General features: G+C 65.3%; 20 protein-coding genes, 1 tRNA gene and 1 pseudogene. 6 read left to right on the top strand and 16 right to left on the bottom strand.

Going from position 1 to position 19,253, the window contains the following annotated elements:
- Positions 1 to 41: 41 nt before the first annotated feature.
- Positions 42 to 116: transfer RNA gene (locus tag EJC47_RS10960), tRNA-Glu, on the bottom strand.
- 141 nt (positions 117 to 257) lie between these two features.
- Here EJC47_RS10960 and EJC47_RS10955 point away from each other — a divergent pair.
- Positions 258 to 404 (top strand): lmo0937 family membrane protein, encoded by a 147-nt coding sequence (locus tag EJC47_RS10955; RefSeq protein WP_010407531.1) that lies wholly within the window; start codon positions 258 to 260, stop codon positions 402 to 404.
- A gap of 24 nt (positions 405 to 428) precedes the next feature.
- Here EJC47_RS10955 and EJC47_RS10950 read toward each other — a convergent pair whose 3' ends face one another.
- From EJC47_RS10950 to cysS, 5 genes are all read right to left on the bottom strand, one after another.
- Positions 429 to 2,015 carry a class II 3-deoxy-7-phosphoheptulonate synthase gene (locus EJC47_RS10950; protein ID WP_126847582.1) on the bottom strand — a complete coding sequence of 529 codons (1,587 nt, stop codon included), beginning with the start codon at positions 2,013 to 2,015 and terminating at the stop codon, positions 429 to 431.
- 111 nt (positions 2,016 to 2,126) lie between these two features.
- The gene (locus EJC47_RS10945) at positions 2,127 to 2,612 is read right to left on the bottom strand and encodes a hypothetical protein (RefSeq protein ID WP_185867641.1); all 486 of its coding nucleotides are present in this window, start codon (positions 2,610 to 2,612) and stop codon (positions 2,127 to 2,129) included.
- A 73-nt stretch (positions 2,613 to 2,685) separates the two neighbouring features.
- A complete protein-coding gene (locus tag EJC47_RS10940) occupies positions 2,686 to 3,621 on the bottom strand; it encodes a D-2-hydroxyacid dehydrogenase (RefSeq protein WP_126847579.1) in 936 nt (311 codons plus the stop codon).
- Positions 3,622 to 3,656: 35 nt separating this feature from the next.
- Complete coding sequence (locus tag EJC47_RS10935; protein ID WP_260591543.1) at positions 3,657 to 4,088, bottom strand: TM2 domain-containing protein; 432 nt, start codon at positions 4,086 to 4,088, stop codon at positions 3,657 to 3,659.
- Positions 4,089 to 4,171: 83 nt separating this feature from the next.
- Complete coding sequence (gene cysS / locus EJC47_RS10930; protein WP_126847577.1) at positions 4,172 to 5,599, bottom strand: cysteine--tRNA ligase; 1,428 nt, start codon at positions 5,597 to 5,599, stop codon at positions 4,172 to 4,174.
- A gap of 153 nt (positions 5,600 to 5,752) precedes the next feature.
- Between cysS and rpsU the strand changes: the two genes are divergently transcribed.
- The 4 genes from rpsU to galU all read left to right on the top strand — a co-directional run bounded on the left by rpsU (position 5,753) and on the right by galU (position 8,155).
- The gene (gene rpsU / locus EJC47_RS10925; protein WP_010162663.1) at positions 5,753 to 5,959 is read left to right on the top strand and encodes a 30S ribosomal protein S21; all 207 of its coding nucleotides are present in this window, start codon (positions 5,753 to 5,755) and stop codon (positions 5,957 to 5,959) included.
- Between the two features lie 82 nt (positions 5,960 to 6,041).
- A complete protein-coding gene (locus tag EJC47_RS10920) occupies positions 6,042 to 6,623 on the top strand; it encodes an FKBP-type peptidyl-prolyl cis-trans isomerase (RefSeq protein ID WP_126847576.1) in 582 nt (193 codons plus the stop codon).
- A 1-nt stretch (position 6,624) separates the two neighbouring features.
- Positions 6,625 to 7,179 carry an FKBP-type peptidyl-prolyl cis-trans isomerase gene (locus EJC47_RS10915; RefSeq protein ID WP_126847575.1) on the top strand — a complete coding sequence of 185 codons (555 nt, stop codon included), beginning with the start codon at positions 6,625 to 6,627 and terminating at the stop codon, positions 7,177 to 7,179.
- A 106-nt stretch (positions 7,180 to 7,285) separates the two neighbouring features.
- Positions 7,286 to 8,155 (top strand): UTP--glucose-1-phosphate uridylyltransferase GalU, encoded by an 870-nt coding sequence (gene galU, locus EJC47_RS10910; RefSeq protein WP_126847574.1) that lies wholly within the window; start codon positions 7,286 to 7,288, stop codon positions 8,153 to 8,155.
- Between the two features lie 29 nt (positions 8,156 to 8,184).
- Here the strand turns inward: galU and EJC47_RS10905 are convergent, their stop codons facing one another.
- The 10 genes and pseudogenes from EJC47_RS10905 to EJC47_RS10865 all read right to left on the bottom strand — a co-directional run bounded on the left by EJC47_RS10905 (position 8,185) and on the right by EJC47_RS10865 (position 18,148).
- On the bottom strand, positions 8,185 to 9,195 hold the full coding sequence (locus EJC47_RS10905; RefSeq protein WP_126847573.1) for an NAD-dependent epimerase/dehydratase family protein: 1,011 nt from the start codon (positions 9,193 to 9,195) through the stop codon (positions 8,185 to 8,187).
- Positions 9,196 to 9,213: 18 nt separating this feature from the next.
- A complete protein-coding gene (wecC, locus tag EJC47_RS10900) occupies positions 9,214 to 10,512 on the bottom strand; it encodes a UDP-N-acetyl-D-mannosamine dehydrogenase (protein ID WP_126847572.1) in 1,299 nt (432 codons plus the stop codon).
- Positions 10,496 to 11,626, bottom strand: coding sequence for a non-hydrolyzing UDP-N-acetylglucosamine 2-epimerase (gene wecB, locus EJC47_RS10895; RefSeq protein WP_126847571.1), 1,131 nt, complete (start codon positions 11,624 to 11,626; stop codon positions 10,496 to 10,498). The genes wecC and wecB overlap by 17 nt, the downstream gene beginning before the upstream one ends.
- A 35-nt stretch (positions 11,627 to 11,661) precedes the next feature.
- Positions 11,662 to 12,411: a HesA/MoeB/ThiF family protein gene (locus tag EJC47_RS10890; protein WP_126847570.1), complete on the bottom strand. Its 750-nt coding sequence runs from the start codon at positions 12,409 to 12,411 to the stop codon at positions 11,662 to 11,664.
- Positions 12,412 to 12,544: 133 nt separating this feature from the next.
- On the bottom strand, positions 12,545 to 12,928 hold the full coding sequence (locus EJC47_RS10885) for a hypothetical protein (protein WP_033964155.1): 384 nt from the start codon (positions 12,926 to 12,928) through the stop codon (positions 12,545 to 12,547).
- On the bottom strand, positions 12,925 to 13,371 hold the full coding sequence (gene dut / locus EJC47_RS21200) for a dUTP diphosphatase (protein ID WP_171010470.1): 447 nt from the start codon (positions 13,369 to 13,371) through the stop codon (positions 12,925 to 12,927). The genes EJC47_RS10885 and dut overlap by 4 nt, the downstream gene beginning before the upstream one ends.
- 57 nt (positions 13,372 to 13,428) lie before the next feature.
- Positions 13,429 to 14,585: pseudogene (gene coaBC, locus EJC47_RS10880) on the bottom strand (bifunctional phosphopantothenoylcysteine decarboxylase/phosphopantothenate--cysteine ligase CoaBC); the annotation flags it as partial.
- Entirely contained in the window at positions 14,582 to 15,700 is a 1,119-nt protein-coding gene (locus tag EJC47_RS10875; RefSeq protein ID WP_260591542.1) for a hypothetical protein, read from the bottom strand. The gene EJC47_RS10875 and the pseudogene coaBC, both read right to left, overlap by 4 nt.
- Entirely contained in the window at positions 15,697 to 17,232 is a 1,536-nt protein-coding gene (ubiB, locus tag EJC47_RS10870) for a 2-polyprenylphenol 6-hydroxylase (protein ID WP_126847568.1), read from the bottom strand. Before ubiB ends, EJC47_RS10875 begins: the two co-directional genes overlap by 4 nt.
- A gap of 154 nt (positions 17,233 to 17,386) precedes the next feature.
- Complete coding sequence (locus EJC47_RS10865) at positions 17,387 to 18,148, bottom strand: class I SAM-dependent methyltransferase (RefSeq protein ID WP_126847567.1); 762 nt, start codon at positions 18,146 to 18,148, stop codon at positions 17,387 to 17,389.
- Positions 18,149 to 18,362: 214 nt separating this feature from the next.
- On the opposite strand from EJC47_RS10865, the gene mutM reads away from it, so the two are divergent.
- Positions 18,363 to 19,172 carry a bifunctional DNA-formamidopyrimidine glycosylase/DNA-(apurinic or apyrimidinic site) lyase gene (gene mutM, locus EJC47_RS10860; protein ID WP_126847566.1) on the top strand — a complete coding sequence of 270 codons (810 nt, stop codon included), beginning with the start codon at positions 18,363 to 18,365 and terminating at the stop codon, positions 19,170 to 19,172.
- Positions 19,173 to 19,253 lie beyond the last annotated feature (81 nt).

Below are 19,253 nucleotides of genomic sequence, written 5' to 3'. Positions count from 1 at the left end.
AACCAACGTAAATGCTGGATTTCTGCGGGTTGAGCCGAAAATGGTGACCCCTACGAGAATCGAACTCGTGCTTTCGCCGTGAGAGGGCGACGTCCTAACCGCTAGACGAAGGGGCCGTAAGGCGGAGGTGGGGCCTTACCGATCCCGTCTCGCTGCGTCAAGCGAAGTGCCGCGCGCTCGGAACCTGCCCGGCGCGTGGGCGTTTCCTTAGCCGATACCGCCCGCACCTGCGGAGTGGCGTAATGGGAGGATTTCCGATGCTGTGGACCATCGTCGTCGTTTTGCTGGTGCTGTGGGCGCTGGGTTTTGCCGTTCATATTGGCGGTGGGTTGATCCATTTGTTGTTGGTGATCGCCTTGATCGTCGTGGTCGTGCGCCTGCTGCAGGGCCGCAGCGCGCTCTAACGGATCCGCGCGGCGCGGGGCGGTTCAGGCCGCCGCGCGCCGCCGTTCCGCCATCTCCACGTTCAGCATTTCCGCCAGCAGGAAAGCGAGCTCGATCGACTGCCCCGCATTGAGCCGGGGATCGCAATGAGTATGATAGCGATCGGCGAGCGATTGCTCGGTCACGTCGACCGCGCCGCCGGTGCATTCGGTGACATTCTGCCCGGTCATCTCGGCATGAATACCGCCCGCGATTGAGCCTTCCGCGCGGTGGACGGCGAAGAAGCCGCGTACTTCCGCCAGAATCCGGTCGAACGGGCGGGTTTTATAGCCCGTCGCCGCTTTCACCGTATTGCCGTGCATCGGATCGCAGCTCCATACCACCGGATGCCCTTCGCGGAGCACCGCGCGCACGAGTTTGGGCAAGCCCGCCTCGATCTTGTCATGGCCATAGCGCGTGATCAGCGTCATGCGGCCAGGCACGCGGTTGGGGTTGAGCGTGTCGAGCAAGCGCAGCAGCGCGTCGGGCTCGAGGCTCGGCCCGCACTTCATGCCGATCGGATTGCCGATCCCGCGCAGATATTCGACATGCGCGCTGCCTTCGAAGCGTGTGCGATCGCCGATCCACAGGAAGTGCGCGCTGGTGTCATACCAGTCGCCCGTCAGCGAATCCTGCCGCGTCAGCGCTTGTTCGTAGCGCAGCAGCAGCGCCTCATGGCTGGTATAGAAGCGCGTCTGTGCCAGTTGCGGCACCGTCTCTGGGCTGATGCCGCAGGCGGCCATGAAGTCGAGCGCTTCGCCGATACGGTCAGCGGTCTCGGCATATTTCTTGGCCCACGGGCTGCGGCCCATATAATCGAGCGTCCAGCGATGGACTTGGGCGAGATTGGCATAGCCACCGCCGGCAAAGGCGCGCAGCAGATTGAGCGTCGCCGCCGACTGGCTATAGGCGCGGATCATGCGTTGCGGATCGGGCTGGCGGCCTTCGAGCGTGAACTCGATATCGTTGACGATGTCGCCGCGATAGGCGGGGAGTTCGACGCCATTCTGCACTTCGACATCGGACGAGCGCGGCTTGGCGAACTGCCCGGCCATGCGGCCCAGCTTCACCGTCGGCAGCTTCGACGCGAAGGTCAGCACCACCGCCATTTGCAGAATGACGCGGAAGGTGTCGCGGATGGTGTTGGCGCTGTGCTCGGCAAAGCTCTCGGCGCAATCGCCGCCTTGCAGCAGGAATGCCTTGCCCTCGGCGACGCGCGCGAGATCCGCGGTGAGGTTGCGCGCTTCGCCCGCAAACACCAAAGGCGGGAAGCTGGCGAGCGTGTCGGTTGCCGCGTCCAGCGCCGCCGCGTCGGGATAGGTGGGCATCTGGCGGGCATCGGCGCGCGTCCAGCTATCGGGGGCCCAACTGCTCATGTCATTCTCCGTGCGAATCGAAATGTACCAATCGGCATGGGTGGCGATGCCATTGGCCGCGATCTGATTGACGACCGGGCCGCTGGCGCGCTTGCCATCTTCTTCCCAGCCCTGGACGGTGGAGCCGGGTGCGCCGTACCACGCCCCGAACGCCGCCCGGCTGAGCGCGCGCTCTTCGCGAAAGTGCTTGATCTTGAGGCCGGCCATCGTCGTCATGGCCGGCGCATTACCCAATCAGGGTAAGTGCGGCAAGCGGGAATTTTCCCAGATGGGGTAAATGGGGTTTGGGGATGAAATGGGGCGAGAGGGATTGGTGGAAAGCTGCCGTTACGCGCCTTCTCGGTCCAAGCGAATTGCCTCTTCCAAAAAGCGATGAGGGTCTCGAACGAACTGCATCGCCCGCGATTGCAGGATCGTCCTCACGACAGCTTCCCGGTTAGGCTGAATTATCGCGCCATCTCGGGTAGCAAGGATGCAATCGAAATGGCGCGCAAGGTCGCAGATGCCGCCGACTAGGGGTAGGCAAAGGTCTCCTACGTTTAGACGGAACTGAATGTCTTCAATGGCCTGACCGTAGAAGCCAACCTGAATGTCGTCCGTTTTCTCATCACCCCAAATCCGCAGGCTGGCAGACCAGGACTTTTTTTCGGTGAGGAGCGTGTCTAGCCGGGCAAACAGCACCTCGGCATCGGCATTCGAGAAGCAGAGATCAATTTCATCGAGTTGCTCGCGGCTCATGCGTGCAGCAGTAACTCCAGCGACGCGGGCCGAAGATGCTGGAATGAGATCGATGACGAATTGCCAGGCTGCCATCACCAGATCGTAGCGCGAAGCCGGACGTCCGCAAATGGGCGATTTCTGCCTGCCGCAGAGGATGTGCCTCGCCTTAATACCCCGCCCCCAAATCCACGACATTCACCATCGGCTTGCCCGCCAAGAAAGCATCGAGGTTGCGCAGGAACAATGCTGCGGCGCGCTGGAACATTTTGGTCTGGCTGCGGCCCGACAGGTGCATACTGTGGATCGCATTGGGCGCGGACCATAAGGGATGCTCGGCGGGCAGGGGTTCGGGGGTGACGGTGTCGAGGAAGGCCCCGGCGATCGTCTTTTTGGTCAGCGCCGCGATCAGCGCGTCCTGATCGACCATGTCGCCGCGCGCCATGTTGATGAGCCAGGCGTCGGGCTTCATCGCCGCCAGCTCGTCCGCGCCGATCAGCGTCTTGGTCGCGTCGGTCGAGGGGGCGGCGAGGATGACCCAGTCGAAATCGCCGAGCCGGGCTTTCCACGCATCGGGCGTCAGCGTGCCGCCCTGGCCCGAGCGGGTTACCCCCGTCACCGCGACACCGAAGGCGGCGAGCCGTTCGCCGATCAAGCGCCCGATTGCGCCATAGCCGACGATCAGCGCGGCTGTTTCGAACAGTTCGAGGCGGCCCGGGGCATAATCGGGCCATTCGTGGCGGTCGGCGCTGCGCACCACCCTGTCGAAGCGCTTGGCGGCGGCGAGGATGCCGAGCACGGCATATTCGGCCACCGCGATGGCATTGATGCCCGCGCCATTGGTGACCACCGTCCCGCGCGCGGCGAGTGTCGGCAAATCGAGCGATTCGACCCCGGCGATCGCGGTGAACAGCCATTTGAGCGATGTCCCCGCCGCCACGGCTTCCGGGGTCAGCCCGTGTGGATAGAGGTCGACCCAACCGATATCGGCATCGGCCATCGCGGTCGTCGCTTCCTCGCGCGTCGTCACCCAGGTCACCTCCAGCCCCGTTGGCAGACGCGGCTCCAGCAAAGCGCGCGCTAGGGCAGGGAGGACGGCCTTCATGGAATTTTCCTCTCAAGTACGATCACTTGGGGCAATCAGAACCAGGATGCGTCGCCCTCGACATATTTGTGCTGGAACGCTTCATCCGGGGTGATGAGGTAAATGATGAATTCGACAAAGGCGACCAGCGCGTTGATGACGCCGGGCAAAATCAGGAACCAGCCGATCGTTCCGCACAGCAGCATGATGACGCCCGCAGTGGTCTTGCCGAGATAGAATTTGTGAATGCCGAGGCTGCCAAGGAAAAAGGCGAGCAGCGCGGCGACGATACGGTTCTTGTCGGCCACCATCGAGCCGCTGCCGCCGATGACGTAGATGGCCTTGGCATGATCCTGCGCCGCTTCGAAATCGACTCTTTGCCCGGGGTGCGGCGGTACGCGTTGACGCCACTCCTCGGCGCGGAAAGGATAGCGCTGGCCATCCTCCGATGAAATCACGCCCTCGCCCAAATGGGTGTCGAAACCCAATACGCGCCCCTGCATGATCTATCCCCCCCGGTTGATGCAGGGGCAAGCTTAACGTGGGCCGGGCGGAAGAAAAGGGGGTGTGTTCAGAGCGCCAATTTCCAGTCCCAGGCCAGCGCATCACCATCCATCACCTCGACACCGACCGCCGCGAGTGCATCGCGAATCTCATCTGATCGGGCGAAGTTCTTTGCCGCGCGCGCTTCTTTTCGAGCGGCGAGTTGGGCATCGATGTCCGCCTCGGTGACGATCGCGGTCACCGGGCGCACGCGGAGTTCGCTGCGGGTCAGCGTGGCGAGGTTGAGGCCCAGTACCGCATCGAAATCGTCGAGCGCCTGCAACCGAGTCGCGGGCGACAGGCGCTTGTCCGCCAGCAACTCGTCCAGCACCGGCAGCGCGCGCGGGGTACCCAGATCATCGCCGACCGCTTCTTCCAGCCGCGCCAGATAGGGTTCGGAATCGCCCTTCAGCGTGCCGTCATCGCGGGCGCGCAAGCCGTCGCGCGCGATCACCAGCCGCTTCAGCCGCGTGAAGGCGGCGGCAAGGTTCTCCCACGTAAATTCCAACTCGCTGCGATAGTGCGCCTGCAGGCACATCATGCGGTAGGCGAGCGGATGGAAGCCCGCATCGACCAGCGTCTGCAAGCGCAGGAACTGACCCGTAGACTTGGACATCTTGCCGCCGCGGTCCACCAGGAAGTTGTTGTGCATCCACAGCCGCGCGCCGGTGTCGTCGCACGCGCAGAACGCCTGGTTCTGCGCGATCTCATTGGGATGATGGATCTCGCGGTGGTCGATCCCGCCGGTGTGGATGTCGAACGGGTGGCCAAGATGCTGCAGGCTCATCACCGAGCATTCGAGATGCCAGCCGGGTGCGCCCTTGCCCCAGGGTGAATCCCATTCCATCTGGCGCTGCTCGCCGGGGGGCGACCGCCGCCAGATCGCAAAATCCTGCGGATGGCGCTTGCCCGAGACCGGATCGATCCGGCTTTCGCCTGCGTCGGACACGGCGCGCGCCAGGCTGCCATAATCGGGCACGCGCGTGGTGTCGAAATAGAGCCCGCCATCGATGAGGTAGCAATCCTGCTCGATTCGCTTGGCGAATGCGATCATTTGCGGGATGTGGTCGGTGGCGACGGTCCATTCGGCGGGCGGATCGATATTGAGCCGCGCGACATCTTCCTTGAACGCCGCAGTATAATGCGCGGCGATTTCCCAGATCGACTTGGCCTGCGCGGCGGCGGCCTTTTCCATCTTGTCGTCGCCGGCATCCGCGTCAGAGGTCAAATGGCCGACATCGGTGATGTTGATGATGTGCTTGGTCGGGAAGCCCTTCCAGCGCAGCACGCGCCCCAGCGTATCGGCGAACAGGAAGGCGCGCATGTTGCCGATATGCTGATAGTTATACACCGTCGGCCCGCAGGTGTAGATCCGCACCAGGCGGGGATCGATCGGGACGAACGGCTCCAGCGAGCGCGTAAGGCTGTTATAGAAGGTGAGGGGCGTGCTGCTCATTGCGCCCGCTTACAGACCGCTCCGGCCCAAAGTCACGTAAAAGGTGCGGTATGCCTTGAAACTTCGGGTGTCCCCGTGTAGGGCGCACGCCTTGCGACGCGGACCTGATGTTCGCGGCGGCGCTTTTCTATCGATTCGGAGCTGTTCGGGTTTATGCAAATCATCGTACGCGACAACAATGTCGACCAGGCGCTGCGCGCGCTCAAGAAGAAGCTGCAGCGCGAGGGCGTCTATCGCGAAATGAAGTTGCGCCGTCACTATGAGAAGCCCAGCGAGAAGCGCGCTCGTGAGCGTGCCGCTGCCGTTCGCCGCGCGCGCAAGCTCGAGCGCAAGCGCATGGAACGCGACGGCGCACGGTGAGATCATGATCGGGCGGGCGGTGATGCCCGCCACGACCTGATTTCGCTGCCTATCTTTCTCGACCCCCTGCCCGGGAGCCACCATGTCGATCACCGCTGTCCCGCTAAAGCCCGTGAAGCGGAGCATTTTGGTGTATCTGTGGCTTGGCATCGCCGTCGCGCTGGTCGCGGCGGTTGCGCTGGCGTTCCAGACTCAGGTCAATCCCGCTACGGCCTTCCTCGCGCACAACGCGCGGACGAAGGGCGTGGTGACGACACCGTCGGGCCTGCAATATCAGGTGCTGACGCCGGGCACCGGGCCAAACCCGACCGACGCGGACGAAGTCCTCATCACCTATGAGGGACGCCTGCTGGATGGCACCGTCTTCGACAAGTCGCAGCAGCCGACCCCGCTCGAGGTTGGTGGGGTCGTGCCCGGGTTCAGCGAAGCGCTGAAGCTGATGAACAAGGGCGGCAAATATCGCCTGTGGCTCAAGCCGAGCCTTGGCTATGGCGAGCATGTGCCGCCGGGCGGCCCGATCCTGCCCAACGCTGCGCTGGTGTTCGATGTCGAGTTGCTCGATTCGATGCCGATCCTGAAGTACAAGCAAATGCAGCAGCAGATGATGCAGCAGCAGCAGGGCATGATGCCCCCGGGTGCCGGTGGACCGCCGACGGGCCGCTGATATGCGCGCGATCGCATTTGCCGCCGGGCTGGCGGCGCTGCTCCTGACCAGTGGGATTGCGCAAGCGCGGGTCAAAAAGCCGCTCCCGCGTCGCGCCCAGCCAGTCGCCGCAGTCCCGGTTACGGCCGATGCTTTCCTCGCTGCGAACGCGCGCGTGCGCGGGGTCATCCAGACTCCGTCAGGCTTGCAATATCGGGTGGTGAAACCCGGAACCGGGACGGAAAAGCCGGGCGACGGAGACGTCGCGCTGGTCAACTATGTCGGCAAATTGACGAATGGCACGACCTTCGACAAAAGCGCCCAACCCACGCCCTTGCCCGTCGCGGGGCTCGTGCCGGGTTTCGCCGAAGCGTTGAAGGCGATGCCGCGCGGCGCGCAGTATCGGGTGTGGATCAAGCCAAGTCTGGGCTATGGCGAGGCCGGTTCCGGGCCGATCCCGCCAAAGTCGGTGCTGGTGTTCGACATCGATTTGATCGATTTTATTTCGCAGGCCGCTTTTGACCAGTTGCGCCAGCAACAGCCTGCCGATCCTAAGGCCGCTCCGTCGGGCCAGTGAGATTGGTTGGCAGTCCGTCGCATTCGACGGATGGACTGATCGACCCGCTCGCTATTTAAGCGTAACGAACTCATGTTTCGCTAACATGTTTCCTCTCGGAGAAAAAATGACCGTTCGCCTGTTGCGCAAAGCCGTTTTTCCTGTCGGCGGCCTTGGTACTCGCTTCTTGCCTGCGACGAAGGCGATGCCCAAGGAGATGCTGCCGGTCGTCGATCGCCCGTTGATCCAATATGCGGTCGACGAGGCTCTGGAAGCCGGTATCGAGCAGATGATCTTCGTCACCGGGCGCGGAAAATCGGCGATCGAGGACCATTTCGACATCGCCTATGAGCTCGAAGCGACCATGGCGGCGCGGGGTAAATCCATGGAACTGCTGTCGCAGACGCGGTTGACGCCGGGCGCGGTCGCCTATGTTCGCCAGCAGGAACCAATGGGTCTCGGCCACGCGGTCTGGTGCGCGCGCGATATCGTGGGGGATGAACCCTTTGCGGTTTTGCTCGCCGACGATTTCATGGTGGGCAAGCCCGGTTGCCTGAAGCAAATGGTCGACGCCTATATGCAGGTCGGCGGCAACATTATCTGCGCGCAGGAAGTGCCGGAGGATCAGACGCATATGTATGGCGTGATCACGCCAGGCGTGCGCGACGGTGCCCTGACCGAAGTCAAAGGGCTGGTCGAAAAGCCCGCCAAGGGCACCGCACCCTCCAACCTGTCGGTGATCGGCCGCTACATCCTCCAGCCCGAGGTGATGCGGGTGCTCGAAACCCAGGGCAAGGGCGCGGGTGGCGAAATCCAGCTGACCGATGCAATGGCGCGGATGATTGGCAATCAACCCTTCCATGGGCTCACCTTTGACGGCAAACGCTATGATTGCGGCGATAAGGCTGGGTACGTAACCGCCAATCTGGCGGTGGCCGTCGGGCGCGCGGATATTGGCGAAGCCGTCCGTGCTTTTGCGGTGGACCTGCTGAAATAAGACTCGAGCGGTCGGGGCTGATCGGGCGCTCAGCAGCGCTCGACATAGCCGCGATACCAATCCACGAAACGGGGCACGCCGACATCGATCGAGGTGGTCGGTGCGAAGCCGAGGTCGTGCTGGATCGCGCTGATGTCGGCGAAGGTATCGGGCATGTCGCCCGGCTGCATCGGCGCGTTGTTGCGGATGGCGGGCTTGCCGCACGCCGCCTCGATCAGGTCGATCAGCCGGTCGAGCCGTTCCGAACGGTGGTTGCCGATATTGTAGAGCCGGTGCGGGGCCGGGCTGCCGCCGGCCTTGATGCTGCCGTCATCGGCAGGCGGATGGTCGAGGCAGGCGACGATCCCGGCAACGATATCGTCGATATAGGTGAAATCGCGCCGCATATCGCCGTGATTGAACACCTGGATCGGGCGACCTTCGAGGATCGCGCTGGTGAACAGCCACATCGCCATGTCGGGCCGCCCCCACGGCCCATAGACGGTGAAGAAGCGTAACCCCGTTTGCGGCAGGCGATAGAGATGCGCGTAGGTTTCGCTCATCAACTCGTCGGCGCGCTTGGTCGCGGCGTAGAGCGACAAGGGGCGGTCGGCGCGGTCGTCGACCTTGAAGGGTACGCTCGCATCGCCGCCATAGATGGACGAGGACGACGCATAAACGAGATGCGCCACGCCGCGCTGCCGCCCGAGTTCGAGCAGGTTGAGGTGCCCGGCGATGTTCGAATGGATATAGACGCGCGGATTGTCGATCGAATAGCGCACCCCGGCCTGCGCGCCGAGATGGACGATGCGGGTGAATCGTGCGGACCCGAGCGCTGCATCGAGTGCGGCATGATCGGCGAAATCCACGCGGTGCAGCGTGAAGCGCCCCTCAGCCTCCGCCGCGATCGCCGCGACGCGCGCTTCCTTCAGGCTGACGGGGTAATAATCGTTGAAGCTATCGATGCCGATGACATGCTCGCCCCGCGCCAGCAGCGCGCGCGCGACATGCATGCCAATGAACCCGGCGACACCGGTGACGAGGATGGGATCGGTCGACATGGCGGTCTCTATCAGGCCTTAGCTGGCGAGGCGCAACGCTTCCGTGCGGACGGGCGCGCGGGGTTGATCGGGCCAGATGCCGCGCGTGTCATAGACGATCTTGTCGGCGCGCTCGTCCACCGGCACCGATTTGAACACGTCATGGTCGACCAGCACGATCATGATGCCACACGTCTCGATCGCGGTATCGATGTCGGTCAGCGTCGCGCCGGTGCCGTCGAACGCGGCGGGGAGGGTGCGGGTATAAGGCTCGACCACATCGAGCCTATCGCCGAAGCGCTGCGCGAGTGCGGTCGCCACCTTGAGCGCGGGGCTTTCGCGGAAATCGTCGATATTGGCCTTGAAGGCGAGGCCCAGACAGGCGACGCGAACGCCCGGGTGCGCCGCCACCATCGCCTCGGCGCGCTCGACGACATAGTCGATCTTGGCGTCGTTCACTTCGCGCGCGGTGCGGATCAGCGGGGTGTTGTCGCGATCGGCATGGACCAGGAACCACGGGTCGACCGCGATGCAATGCCCGCCGACGCCGGGGCCGGGCGACAGGATGTTGACGCGCGGATGGCGGTTGGCGAGGCGGATCACCTCCCACACATCGACCTCCATCGTATCGGCGACGCGACTGAGTTCATTGGCGAAGGCGATGTTGACGTCGCGGAACGCGTTTTCGGTCAGCTTGGTCATCTCCGCCGCGCGCGCGGTGGTGGTGACGCACGCGCCGCGCACGAAGCGGCGATAGAATTGCAGCGCTTTGCGCGCACATCGCGGCGTGATGCCGCCAATCACGCGGTCATTGTCGATCAACTCGACGAGGATGCGCCCAGGGAGAACGCGCTCGGGGCAATAGGCGATGGCGATGTCGGCGCTCTCGCCGGTCTTGCCGGGCACCTTCAGATCGGGGCGCAACTGCGCGAGCAAGTCGCGCACCTTCTCGGTCGTGCCCACGGGCGAAGTCGATTCAAGGATGATGACATCGCCTGCCTTCAGCACGGCGGCAATGGTGGTGGCGGCGCGCAGGACATAGCCGATATTGGGCGCGTGATCGTCGGCAAAGGGCGTCGGCACCGCGATGACGAACACGTCGGCGGGTTCGATCTGCGTTGCCGCACGCAAGGTGCCGCGCGCGACCACGCCCGAGACGAGGCCGTCGAGATCGACTTCCTCGATATGGATCTTGCCCGAATTGACCGTCTCGACCACATGCTCGGACACGTCGATGCCAAGAACCCTGGCCCCCGTGCGCGCGATCACGGCGGCGGTCGGCAGGCCGATATAACCCAGCCCGACGACGACAACCTTCAGTTCAGCATCCGAAACCATCGGCGATTACCTTTGCGATCCTGCCGGACGCATGGCCGTCGCCGAACGGATTGTGGGCGCGTGCCATGGACTGGTACGCGCCCTTGTCGTCGAGGAGGGTTGATATTTCGGAAACGATCCGTTCGGCATCGGTCCCAATCAGCTTGGCCGTGCCTGCCGCCACGCCTTCGGGGCGCTCGGTCGTCTCGCGCATCACCAGCACGGGTTTGGCGAGCGCAGGCGCTTCTTCCTGCACGCCGCCCGAATCGGTCAGCGCGATGTCGCACAGCTCCAGCGCGCGGATGAAGTGGGGGTAATCGAGCGGATCGATCCGCGCGATATTGGGCCGGTCGCCGAGCACGCGGTTCATCGCCTCGACGACATTGGGGTTGGGGTGCATCGGGAACAGGATCGCCACGTCATCGCGCGCGGCGATGCGGGCGAGCGCGTGCGCGATATTGTCCATGCCCCCGCCGAAATTCTCGCGGCGGTGGGTGGTGACCAGAATGATGCGCTTGCCCGCGAAACGCTGCGCAATCGCGTCGAGCCCGCTGGCGAGCGTCGAGTCCGCCACGAGCTTGGCGCGCGTTGCGTGCAGCGCGTCGATCACGGTGTTGCCGGTGACGTGGATCGTCTGGGCTGCGATATTTTCGCGACGCAGCGCTTCGGCGGCGGTTTCGGTCGGCGCGAAATGCTGGTCGGCGATCGGCGCGACGATGCGGCGATTCACCTCCTCGGGCCAGGGCTGGTAGATGTCGCCCGAACGCAAGCCCGCCTCGACATGGCTGACCGGCACCTTGCGATAATAGGCCGCGAGCGCACCGACCATCGCGGTGGCGGTGTCGCCCTGCACGATCACCCGGTCGGGCTTTTCGGCATCCATCACATCGCCAAGGCCGGTCAGCAACCGCGCGGTGAGGCGGTCGAGCGTCTGGCCCGGTTCCATCAGGTCGAGATCGATATCGGGGCGCAGACCGGCGATGCTGAGCACCTGGTCGAGCAGCCCGCGATGTTGTGCGGTCACGCAGGTGCGCACGTCGAGGCCGCCCTGCGCCTTGAGCGCCGCAACGACGGGAAAGAGTTTGATCGCTTCGGGCCGGGTGCCGAAGATGATGAGGATGCGCGGAGAGGTCATGGCAGGCGCATAGCGTGCGCTCCCTTAAAACCCCGCTAACCGCATCCCCCGCATCCGGGATCCTTGGGCAGCACGATCGTGCGGAAGCGGAAAGCGAGCGCGTCGATCAGCAGCAGCTTGCCCGCGCTATCGTCGCCGAAGCCGACCACGCTGCGCATTGCCTCCAGCGCGGCGAGACTGCCCATCACCCCGGTCATCGCGCCCAGCACGCCCTGTTCGGCGCAGCTGTCGCCGGCCTGATCGACCACATTGCCGACGAAGCAGCGATAGCAGGGCTTGTCCGCCTCCCAGCCGCGAAACACGCCAAGCTGCCCCTCGAATTGCCCGACCGCCGAAGATACCAGCGGGATGCGCAAGGCGTGCGCGGCGTCGGCGACGGCCAGACGCGTCGCGAAACTGTCGGTGCCATCGATCACCACATCCGCGCCCGCCAGCAGGCGGGCGGCATTGTCGGGGGTCAGCCGCTCGGGGCGCTGGTCGATGACGACATGCGGGTTGATCCGGTGAGCCGCGAGCGCCGCCGCCGCGACCTTGCCCGCGCCGACATCGGCATCGCCGAACAGGGTTTGGCGTTGGAGGTTGGAAAGATCGACGGTGTCGTCATCGATGACGATCAGCCGCCCGACCCCGGCTGCTGCCAGATATTGAATGGCTGGGCTGCCAATACCGCCTGCGCCGACAATCGCGACCGACGCGGCCTTCAGCCGCATTTGCCCTGCGCCACCAACCTCGCGCAGCACGATATGGCGGGCGTAGCGGTTCAGCTCTTCGTCGGACAGCGTCACAGGCAGCCTGTCAGAGGCACAGCTTTGGTGTTTCGCGCCGTTTTCCGTTCGCCCTGAGCCTGTCGAAGGGCCTTGCTCAGGGCAGGCTCAGCCCGAACGGGATGGGGATGATCCGGCCTCTCCGAGGACGGCACTAGGCGTTCCACTCGAACACGATCGTCGCGCGATACCAGGCGTCGGTCGCGCCCGGCCGCATCGGCAGATTGCCCCGCGCAAAACCGGTGACGAGGCCCGCCGCATATTGTTCGACCGTCGGGCAGGCAATGGCGTGCGGCACCGCGCGCCGCACCGTTCCGTCCGAGGCGATCAAGGTCGCGACGTCGACACGCACGACATAATGGCCATCGGCCGGCTTGGGCACGGCGCAGCGCCCGGCGGTGATTTCGGTCGCCACGAACCCGGACAGCTCGGGCGTCACCTTGGGCGGCGCGAGATAGGGGATCGGTGCCAACGCCGACCAGTCGGTCGGCATGGCGGGCAGCTCCGCCGCCTGGAGCAGAAGCAGCAGGGCGATCATCGCCCGGTCGACCCGAAGCCGCCGACGCCGCGCGCGGTATCGTCAAGCGCCTCCACCACTTCCAGCACCGCGCGCTGCACGGGGGCGGGGACAAGCTGCGCGATCCGGTCGCCACGCGCGATTGCGAACGGCTCCTGCCCGAGATTGGCGAGAATGACTTTCACTTCGCCGCGATAATCGCTGTCGATCGTACCCGGCGTGTTGAGGCAGGTGATGCCGTGCTTCAGCGCCAGGCCCGAGCGCGGGCGAACCTGCACCTCATATCCCGGCGGAATCGCGATGGCGAAGCCGGTTGCAATCGCCGCGCGCGCGCCGGGCACGAGCACGGTTTCCTCGGCGGCGACGACGTCCATGCCCGCCGCACCCTCGGTTGCATAAACGGGCAGGGGCAGGCCTTCGCCATGGGGGAGGCGTTTCAGCGCAATGGTAATGGAGCCACTCATCGCCGGATCATAGCAGTGCGTATCGGGCGTGTCGAAGGTCGCCGAGCCGTTCGGCGCAAGCGTTGCCAAAATGCGATCGGCCAGCCGCGCCGCGACCTCGTCCTTCGGCAGCCGCTCCCAGCTTTCGATCCCGCCTGCAGTAACGATGTGGACGGCATTGGCGGCACCCCCCATCACGTCGCCCGACACGTCGTTGGCGACGATCCAGTCGGCGCGTTTGCGCGTCAGCTTGGCGGTGGCGTGCTCGGTTACGCGCTCGGTCTCGGCCGCAAAGCCGATCAGCAGGCGCGGGCGCAGCGGGCTGGCGGCGAGCGTGGCGAGGATGTCGGGATTCTCGACAAGCTGCAGCGTCGGGGGCCCGTCCGGGCCTTTCTTGATCTTCTGCGCGGTGCGGTCGACTCGCCAGTCGGCGACGGCGGCGACCATCATTGCCGCATCGACCGGCAGCGCCGCTTCGACCGCCGCTGCCATCTCCAGCGCGGTCTCGACATCGATGCGCGTCACCCCCGGCGGCGTGGGGAGCGCAACCGGCCCCGCGACCAGCGTCACCCGCGCGCCGCGCGCGGCCAGCGCGGCGGCAATCGCAAAGCCCTGCTTGCCGGAGGAGCGATTCGCGAGGTAGCGCACCGGGTCGATCGGCTCATGCGTGGGGCCGGCCGTGACTAGGATGTGAAGCGCGGTCACGCAGCCAAAGCCGCCCGAATCGCCGCGAAAATCGCCGAGGGCTCGGGCAGGCGACCGGGGCCATATTCGCCGCACGCCATCGCGCCTTCATCGGGCTCCAGCACGGTCACGCCATCGCCGCGCAGCGTGGCGACGTTGCGCTGCGTTGCCGGGTGCTGCCACATCCGCACGTTCATTGCGGGTGCTGCAAGCACGGGCTTGTCGGTCGCGAGCAGCAAAGTGGTGGCCAGGTCATCGGCAATGCCCGCCGCCATCTTCGCCATCAGATCCGCCGTTGCAGGGGCTATCACCACCAGGTCGGCCTCGCGGCTGAGCTGGATATGACCCATTTCGACTTCGTCCTTCAGGTCCCACAGGCTGGTATGGACCTGGTTTTCGGACAAAGCGGCCAGCGTCATCGGCGTGACGAAATGCGCGCCGCCATCGGTCAGCACGCATTTGACCGCAATCCCGCCCTTGCGGCACAGCCGGATCAGCTCGCACGCTTTGTACGCGGCAATGCCGCCGCCGACGATCAGCAGAATCTTCATCGCACCACCCGCGTAACAGTAATCTTGCGGCGCGGGTCCTGCGCGCGCGCGATCAGGTCACGCACGCCGTCCGGCGCGAAAGCGAGGCCGATCAGGAGCGTGGGCGCGACCATCAGCCCCCAATAGAAGGTGTCGGCGCGCCCGAACAGAGCCAGCAGCGCGGCATAACCGGCGAACACGGCCAGCGCGCGCAACGCCAGTTCGCTCTTCCACGCAGCCCAGCCGAACAGTGCCAGCCCGACGACCGGCGCGGCGAACCACAAGGGAGCCAAGCTCAACACCGTCCAAAGCTGCATCGTCGTGATGAAAAAGCCGAAACCCAGCGGGCCGGGCCAGCCCGACAGAGCCGGATCGGTCTCCCGTACCACCAGCGACACGGCGTGAGCGTGGAGCGCGAGTACGATCGCCAGCACCCCCAGCGTCGATGTCCAGCCGATCGCTTCCTTGCGGTGGCCCTCGGCAAAGGCGAACACTGCCATGATACCGACGTAGAGCGCAGCGCTTTCCCGGATCAGCATCGCGATCAGCCCGATCGCGACCGCCTCGACCCATTTGCCCTCGCGCCGCACGGCGAGCGACAGCGCGATCAGCAATCCCGCCCAAATCTCGTGAAAACAGGCAAGGTCGGCCTTCACGAAGGCGATCAGCCCCCCCGCCAGCAACGCCATCGCGACCCACACCGCTGCCGGACGGGCAAAAGCCGACCGCAATTGTCGATACCAGGCGAACACCACTCCCGCGACCAGCGCATAGAGCAGCAGCATGGTGACGGGGGGCGGCAGCGCGGCCTGTACCACCGCGAGCGTCGGCAGGCGGAAGGTGAGGAAGGGGCGCATCGGATCATCGCCCGCGCGGAGCGCTTGGGCGGTCACCGGATAATAACCGCCACCGCCGCGCATCCCTTGGACAATCGTCTCATAGCGCACGACATCGGCTTGATCTTCGCCGCGATTGGCCGGGTCATGGTCGATCGACGGTGTCCCGGGGCTCGCCAAAGCCAGCAAGGTCGCGAGTAACAGCAGCGCGAGTAGCGCCAGGCCGATACGGGCCTTCTGGAGCGATACCCCGGCAAATCTGGAAGGCTTGGCGAGCCACAGGGGCGTGGCGTCCTTCACCCCCAGAGTACCCACCCAAGGCCCAGGCTTGCCCCCGCGCTCACCAGCGCAACGAGCGCATACCGCCAGCCGCCGCCGACGCGCAGCACTTCGATGTGTTTGAGCGGCGGCTCGGGCGGGGCTCCGGGCGGATTGGGGAAACGCCGTTCGATGTTGCGCACCAGATCGGGCAAGCGCGACAGGGTCCGGAAGCCCTCGACCAGTCGGTCGGCGACCGCCGCTTCGGGGCCGAGTTCTGTGCGGATCCATTCGCGCACGAACGGGGCGGCGGCGTCCCACAAATTGATGTCGGGGTCGAGGCTGGTCGCGACGCCTTCCACCATCACCATCGTCTTTTGCAGCAGCAACAAATGCGGCTGCGTCTGCATGTCGAAATCGCGAGTGATATTGAACAGGCCGTCGAGCATCATGCCGATCGACATGTCCTTCACCGCCATGCCGCGCATCGGCTCGCCCACCGCGCGCAGCGCCGTCGCGAACTCGGCGACATTGTGGTGCGGCGGCACATAGCCCGCCTCGAAATGGATTTCGGCCACGCGCTTATAGTTGCCGGTGATCAGCCCGTAGAGGATCTCGGCCAGCCACACGCGCGCGCGCCGGTCGATCCGCCCCATGATGCCAAAGTCGATCGCGGCGATCTTGCCGCCCGGCAGCGCGAACAGATTGCCCTGGTGCATGTCGGCATGGAAGAAGCCTTCGGCGATCGCCTGGCGCAGGAAAGCGTGGACGAGGGTGTTGGCCAGCGCCTGCATGTCATAGCCCGCTTCGACCAGCGCCGCGCGGTTGGACAGCTTGATCCCGTCGATCCATTCGAGCGTCAGCACACGGCCGGTGGTGCGCTGCCAATCGATCTTGGGCACCAGGAAATCGGGCTCGGCGGTCATCGCATCGGCGAGTTCGGAGGCGGAGGCGGCTTCGCGCCGCAAATCGAGCTCGCGCGCGGTCCAGCGCTTGAACGTCTCGATCACCAGCCGTGGGCGCAGCCGTGACAGTTCGCCGCCCATCGCCTCGACTTGCGCCGCCGCCCATTCATAGGTGTCGATCGCGCGGGTGAAATCTTCCTCGACGCCGGGGCGTAGCACCTTGATCGCGACGGTGCGGCCGTCGGTGGTGACCCCGCGATGGACTTGCGCGATCGAGGCTGCACCGACCGGGACGGGATCGATCGAGGCGAACAATTCCGCCGGATCGCGCTGGAACGCGCGCGTCATCGCGGCGTGGATCGTGTCATAGGGCACGGGCGGCAGCGCGTCCTGCAGCCGCATCAGATCGTTCGACGCCGCCTCGCCGACAATGTCGGGCCGCGTCGCCAGCGTCTGGCCGAGCTTGATCGCAGCGGGGCCGATCGCCTGAAACGCATCGGCATAGCGCGGCACGGCGGGCACGCGCGCACCGATCCGTGCGATCCGCGCGAGGCGACGCACCGGCGTCGGCGTATTGAGATCGCGCTCGATGCCCGAGAGCGCGCCATGGCGCGCGAGGATGCGGCCCCATTTGAGCAGGCGCCACAGGTGGATAGCGGGGGCGGTCATATTGTTCCCTCTCCCCACGGGAGAGGGAGGGAGGAGCGAAGCGACGGAAGGGTGAGGGTGATTGCGCAGGCGTTGGTCGCCCTCACCCTCCCACTCGACTGCGTCGAGCGGGCCCCTCCCTCTCCCGTTGGGAGAGGGGTTTCAGCGCACTGCATCAAATCTTCCACCCGTGGTGGATCGCGACCAGCCCGCCCAGCATCGGCTCGACCCCGGTCTGCACGAAGCCCGCGTCGCGGATCATGCCTTCGAAAGTCGGCATGTCGGGGAAACGGCGAATCGATTCGATCAAATAGCGATAGCTGTCGGCATCCTGCGCCAGCAACTTGCCGAGCTGCGGCACCACCTTGTGGGAATAGACGTCATAGACATCGGCGAAGCCGGGCCACAGCGTGGTCGAGAACTCCAGGCAATAGAAGCGCCCGCCGCGGCGCAGCACGCGGTGCGCCTCGCGGAGCGCCTTGGGGATGTCGGTCACGTTGCGGATACCGAAGGCGATCGTATAGGCGTCGAAAAAGCGGTCGGGGAAGACCAGCGTCTCGGCATTGGCCTCGGTCCATACCAGGCCATCAATGCCGCGCTTGGCGGCGCGTTCCATGCCGACTTCCAGCATTTGCGGGTTGATGTCGGCGACGGTCACGCTCGCGCCCGATTCGGCCAGGCGGAAGGCGATGTCGCCGGTGCCGCCCGCCATATCGAGGATCTGCTCGCCCGCGCGCGGCTTCACGCGGCGGACGAAGCGATCCTTCCACAAACGGTGCATCCCGCCCGACATCGCGTCGTTCATGATGTCGTAGCTGCGCGCCACGCTCGAAAACACGCCGCCGACGCGCGCGGTCTTTTCGGTGGCGGGGATGTCTTCATAGCCAAAGGAGACGGTGCCGGGGGCGGTATCGGAGCCGGATTGGGTGTCGGTCATGCCGCCCGCTCTAGCCGAGCGAAGCGGCGGCGCAAACCATCGCGTTGCTGCTCCGCCAAATTGCTCCGCGCGTGGCCGAGGAATCTCTTCGTCTCTGCGTCCTCCGCGCCTCCGCGCGAACAAAATTGGTTCGCGCAGAGGCGCAGAGGACGCGGAGAAGCGATAACGCGGTGGGCACGTTGACCCCTGTCGCGGTTCCAGCGAAAGCGGGGGAATGCCTGAGCTCCCCGAAGTCGAAACCACCGTGCGCGGTCTGCGGCCCGTGCTGGAGGGGCAGCGCATCGCGCTGGTCCAGCTCCGCCGCCCGGACTTGCGGCACCCCTTTCCGGCCGATCTCGGCCAGCGTCTGACCGGGGCCACGGTCACCGGGCTTAGCCGACGCGCCAAATACGGGCTGATCGAAACCGATCGCGGCGACACCATGGTGTTCCATCTCGGCATGTCGGGGCGTTGGCGCGTCGACCCCAGCGATGTGCTGCCGCACGATCATTTGATTCTCGAAACCGCGACGCAGCGGTTGGCGCTCAACGACGCGCGGCGCTTCGGCTCGGTCGATCTGCTGGCGACGACCGCGCTCGCCGACTTTCCCGCCTTCAAGGCCTTGGGGCCGGAACCGCTCGGCCCCGAGCTGACCGCCGCGTACCTGCACGCGGCGCTTGCCGGGCGAATCGCGTCGATCAAGCTGCTGCTGCTCGATCAGCGAATCGTCGCCGGGCTCGGCAACATCTATGTCTGCGAGGCGCTCCATCTTGCGGGCATTTCGCCCAAGCGCAGCGGGGGCGAGCTGTCGCGCGCCAAGCTCGAGCGACTCGTCGCGGCGATTCGGTCGGTGCTGCTCTCCGCGATCGAGGCAGGCGGATCGACCCTGCGCGATTATGCGCGGCCCGATGGGGAACTCGGCTATTTCTCCAAGCAATTCCTGGTCTATGGCCGCGAGGGGGAGCCCTGCGCGTGCGGGGGCACCGTAGCGCGCTATGCCGAGGGCGGGCGCTCGACATTTTGGTGCCCAAAGTGCCAGCGGTGATTGACCAGCGCGCACGTTCTCGCTAAGGCGCACGGCTTCCGGGGCCGGGAGCTTTCTCCCGCCCTTTCTTATTTGCAGAAT

The sequence above is a fragment of the Sphingomonas sp. TF3 genome (assembly GCF_003985085.1).
Lineage (GTDB): Bacteria > Pseudomonadota > Alphaproteobacteria > Sphingomonadales > Sphingomonadaceae > Sphingomonas.
This window is presented reverse-complemented; position numbering and strand designations above follow the sequence as displayed.

Coding starts and splice junctions, on each gene's coding strand:
- EJC47_RS10955 (WP_010407531.1), top strand. CDS start 258: ATGCTGTGGACCATCGTCGTCGTTTTGCTGGTGCTGTGGGCGCTGGGT.
- EJC47_RS10950 (WP_126847582.1), bottom strand. CDS start 2,015: ATGACGACGATGGCCGGCCTCAAGATCAAGCACTTTCGCGAAGAGCGC.
- EJC47_RS10945 (WP_185867641.1), bottom strand. CDS start 2,612: ATGGCAGCCTGGCAATTCGTCATCGATCTCATTCCAGCATCTTCGGCC.
- EJC47_RS10940 (WP_126847579.1), bottom strand. CDS start 3,621: ATGAAGGCCGTCCTCCCTGCCCTAGCGCGCGCTTTGCTGGAGCCGCGT.
- cysS (WP_126847577.1), bottom strand. CDS start 5,599: ATGAGCAGCACGCCCCTCACCTTCTATAACAGCCTTACGCGCTCGCTG.
- rpsU (WP_010162663.1), top strand. CDS start 5,753: ATGCAAATCATCGTACGCGACAACAATGTCGACCAGGCGCTGCGCGCG.
- EJC47_RS10920 (WP_126847576.1), top strand. CDS start 6,042: ATGTCGATCACCGCTGTCCCGCTAAAGCCCGTGAAGCGGAGCATTTTG.
- EJC47_RS10915 (WP_126847575.1), top strand. CDS start 6,625: ATGCGCGCGATCGCATTTGCCGCCGGGCTGGCGGCGCTGCTCCTGACC.
- galU (WP_126847574.1), top strand. CDS start 7,286: ATGACCGTTCGCCTGTTGCGCAAAGCCGTTTTTCCTGTCGGCGGCCTT.
- EJC47_RS10905 (WP_126847573.1), bottom strand. CDS start 9,195: ATGTCGACCGATCCCATCCTCGTCACCGGTGTCGCCGGGTTCATTGGC.
- wecC (WP_126847572.1), bottom strand. CDS start 10,512: ATGGTTTCGGATGCTGAACTGAAGGTTGTCGTCGTCGGGCTGGGTTAT.
- wecB (WP_126847571.1), bottom strand. CDS start 11,626: ATGACCTCTCCGCGCATCCTCATCATCTTCGGCACCCGGCCCGAAGCG.
- EJC47_RS10885 (WP_033964155.1), bottom strand. CDS start 12,928: ATGATCGCCCTGCTGCTTCTGCTCCAGGCGGCGGAGCTGCCCGCCATG.
- dut (WP_171010470.1), bottom strand. CDS start 13,371: ATGAGTGGCTCCATTACCATTGCGCTGAAACGCCTCCCCCATGGCGAA.
- ubiB (WP_126847568.1), bottom strand. CDS start 17,232: ATGACCGCCCCCGCTATCCACCTGTGGCGCCTGCTCAAATGGGGCCGC.
- EJC47_RS10865 (WP_126847567.1), bottom strand. CDS start 18,148: ATGACCGACACCCAATCCGGCTCCGATACCGCCCCCGGCACCGTCTCC.
- mutM (WP_126847566.1), top strand. CDS start 18,363: ATGCCTGAGCTCCCCGAAGTCGAAACCACCGTGCGCGGTCTGCGGCCC.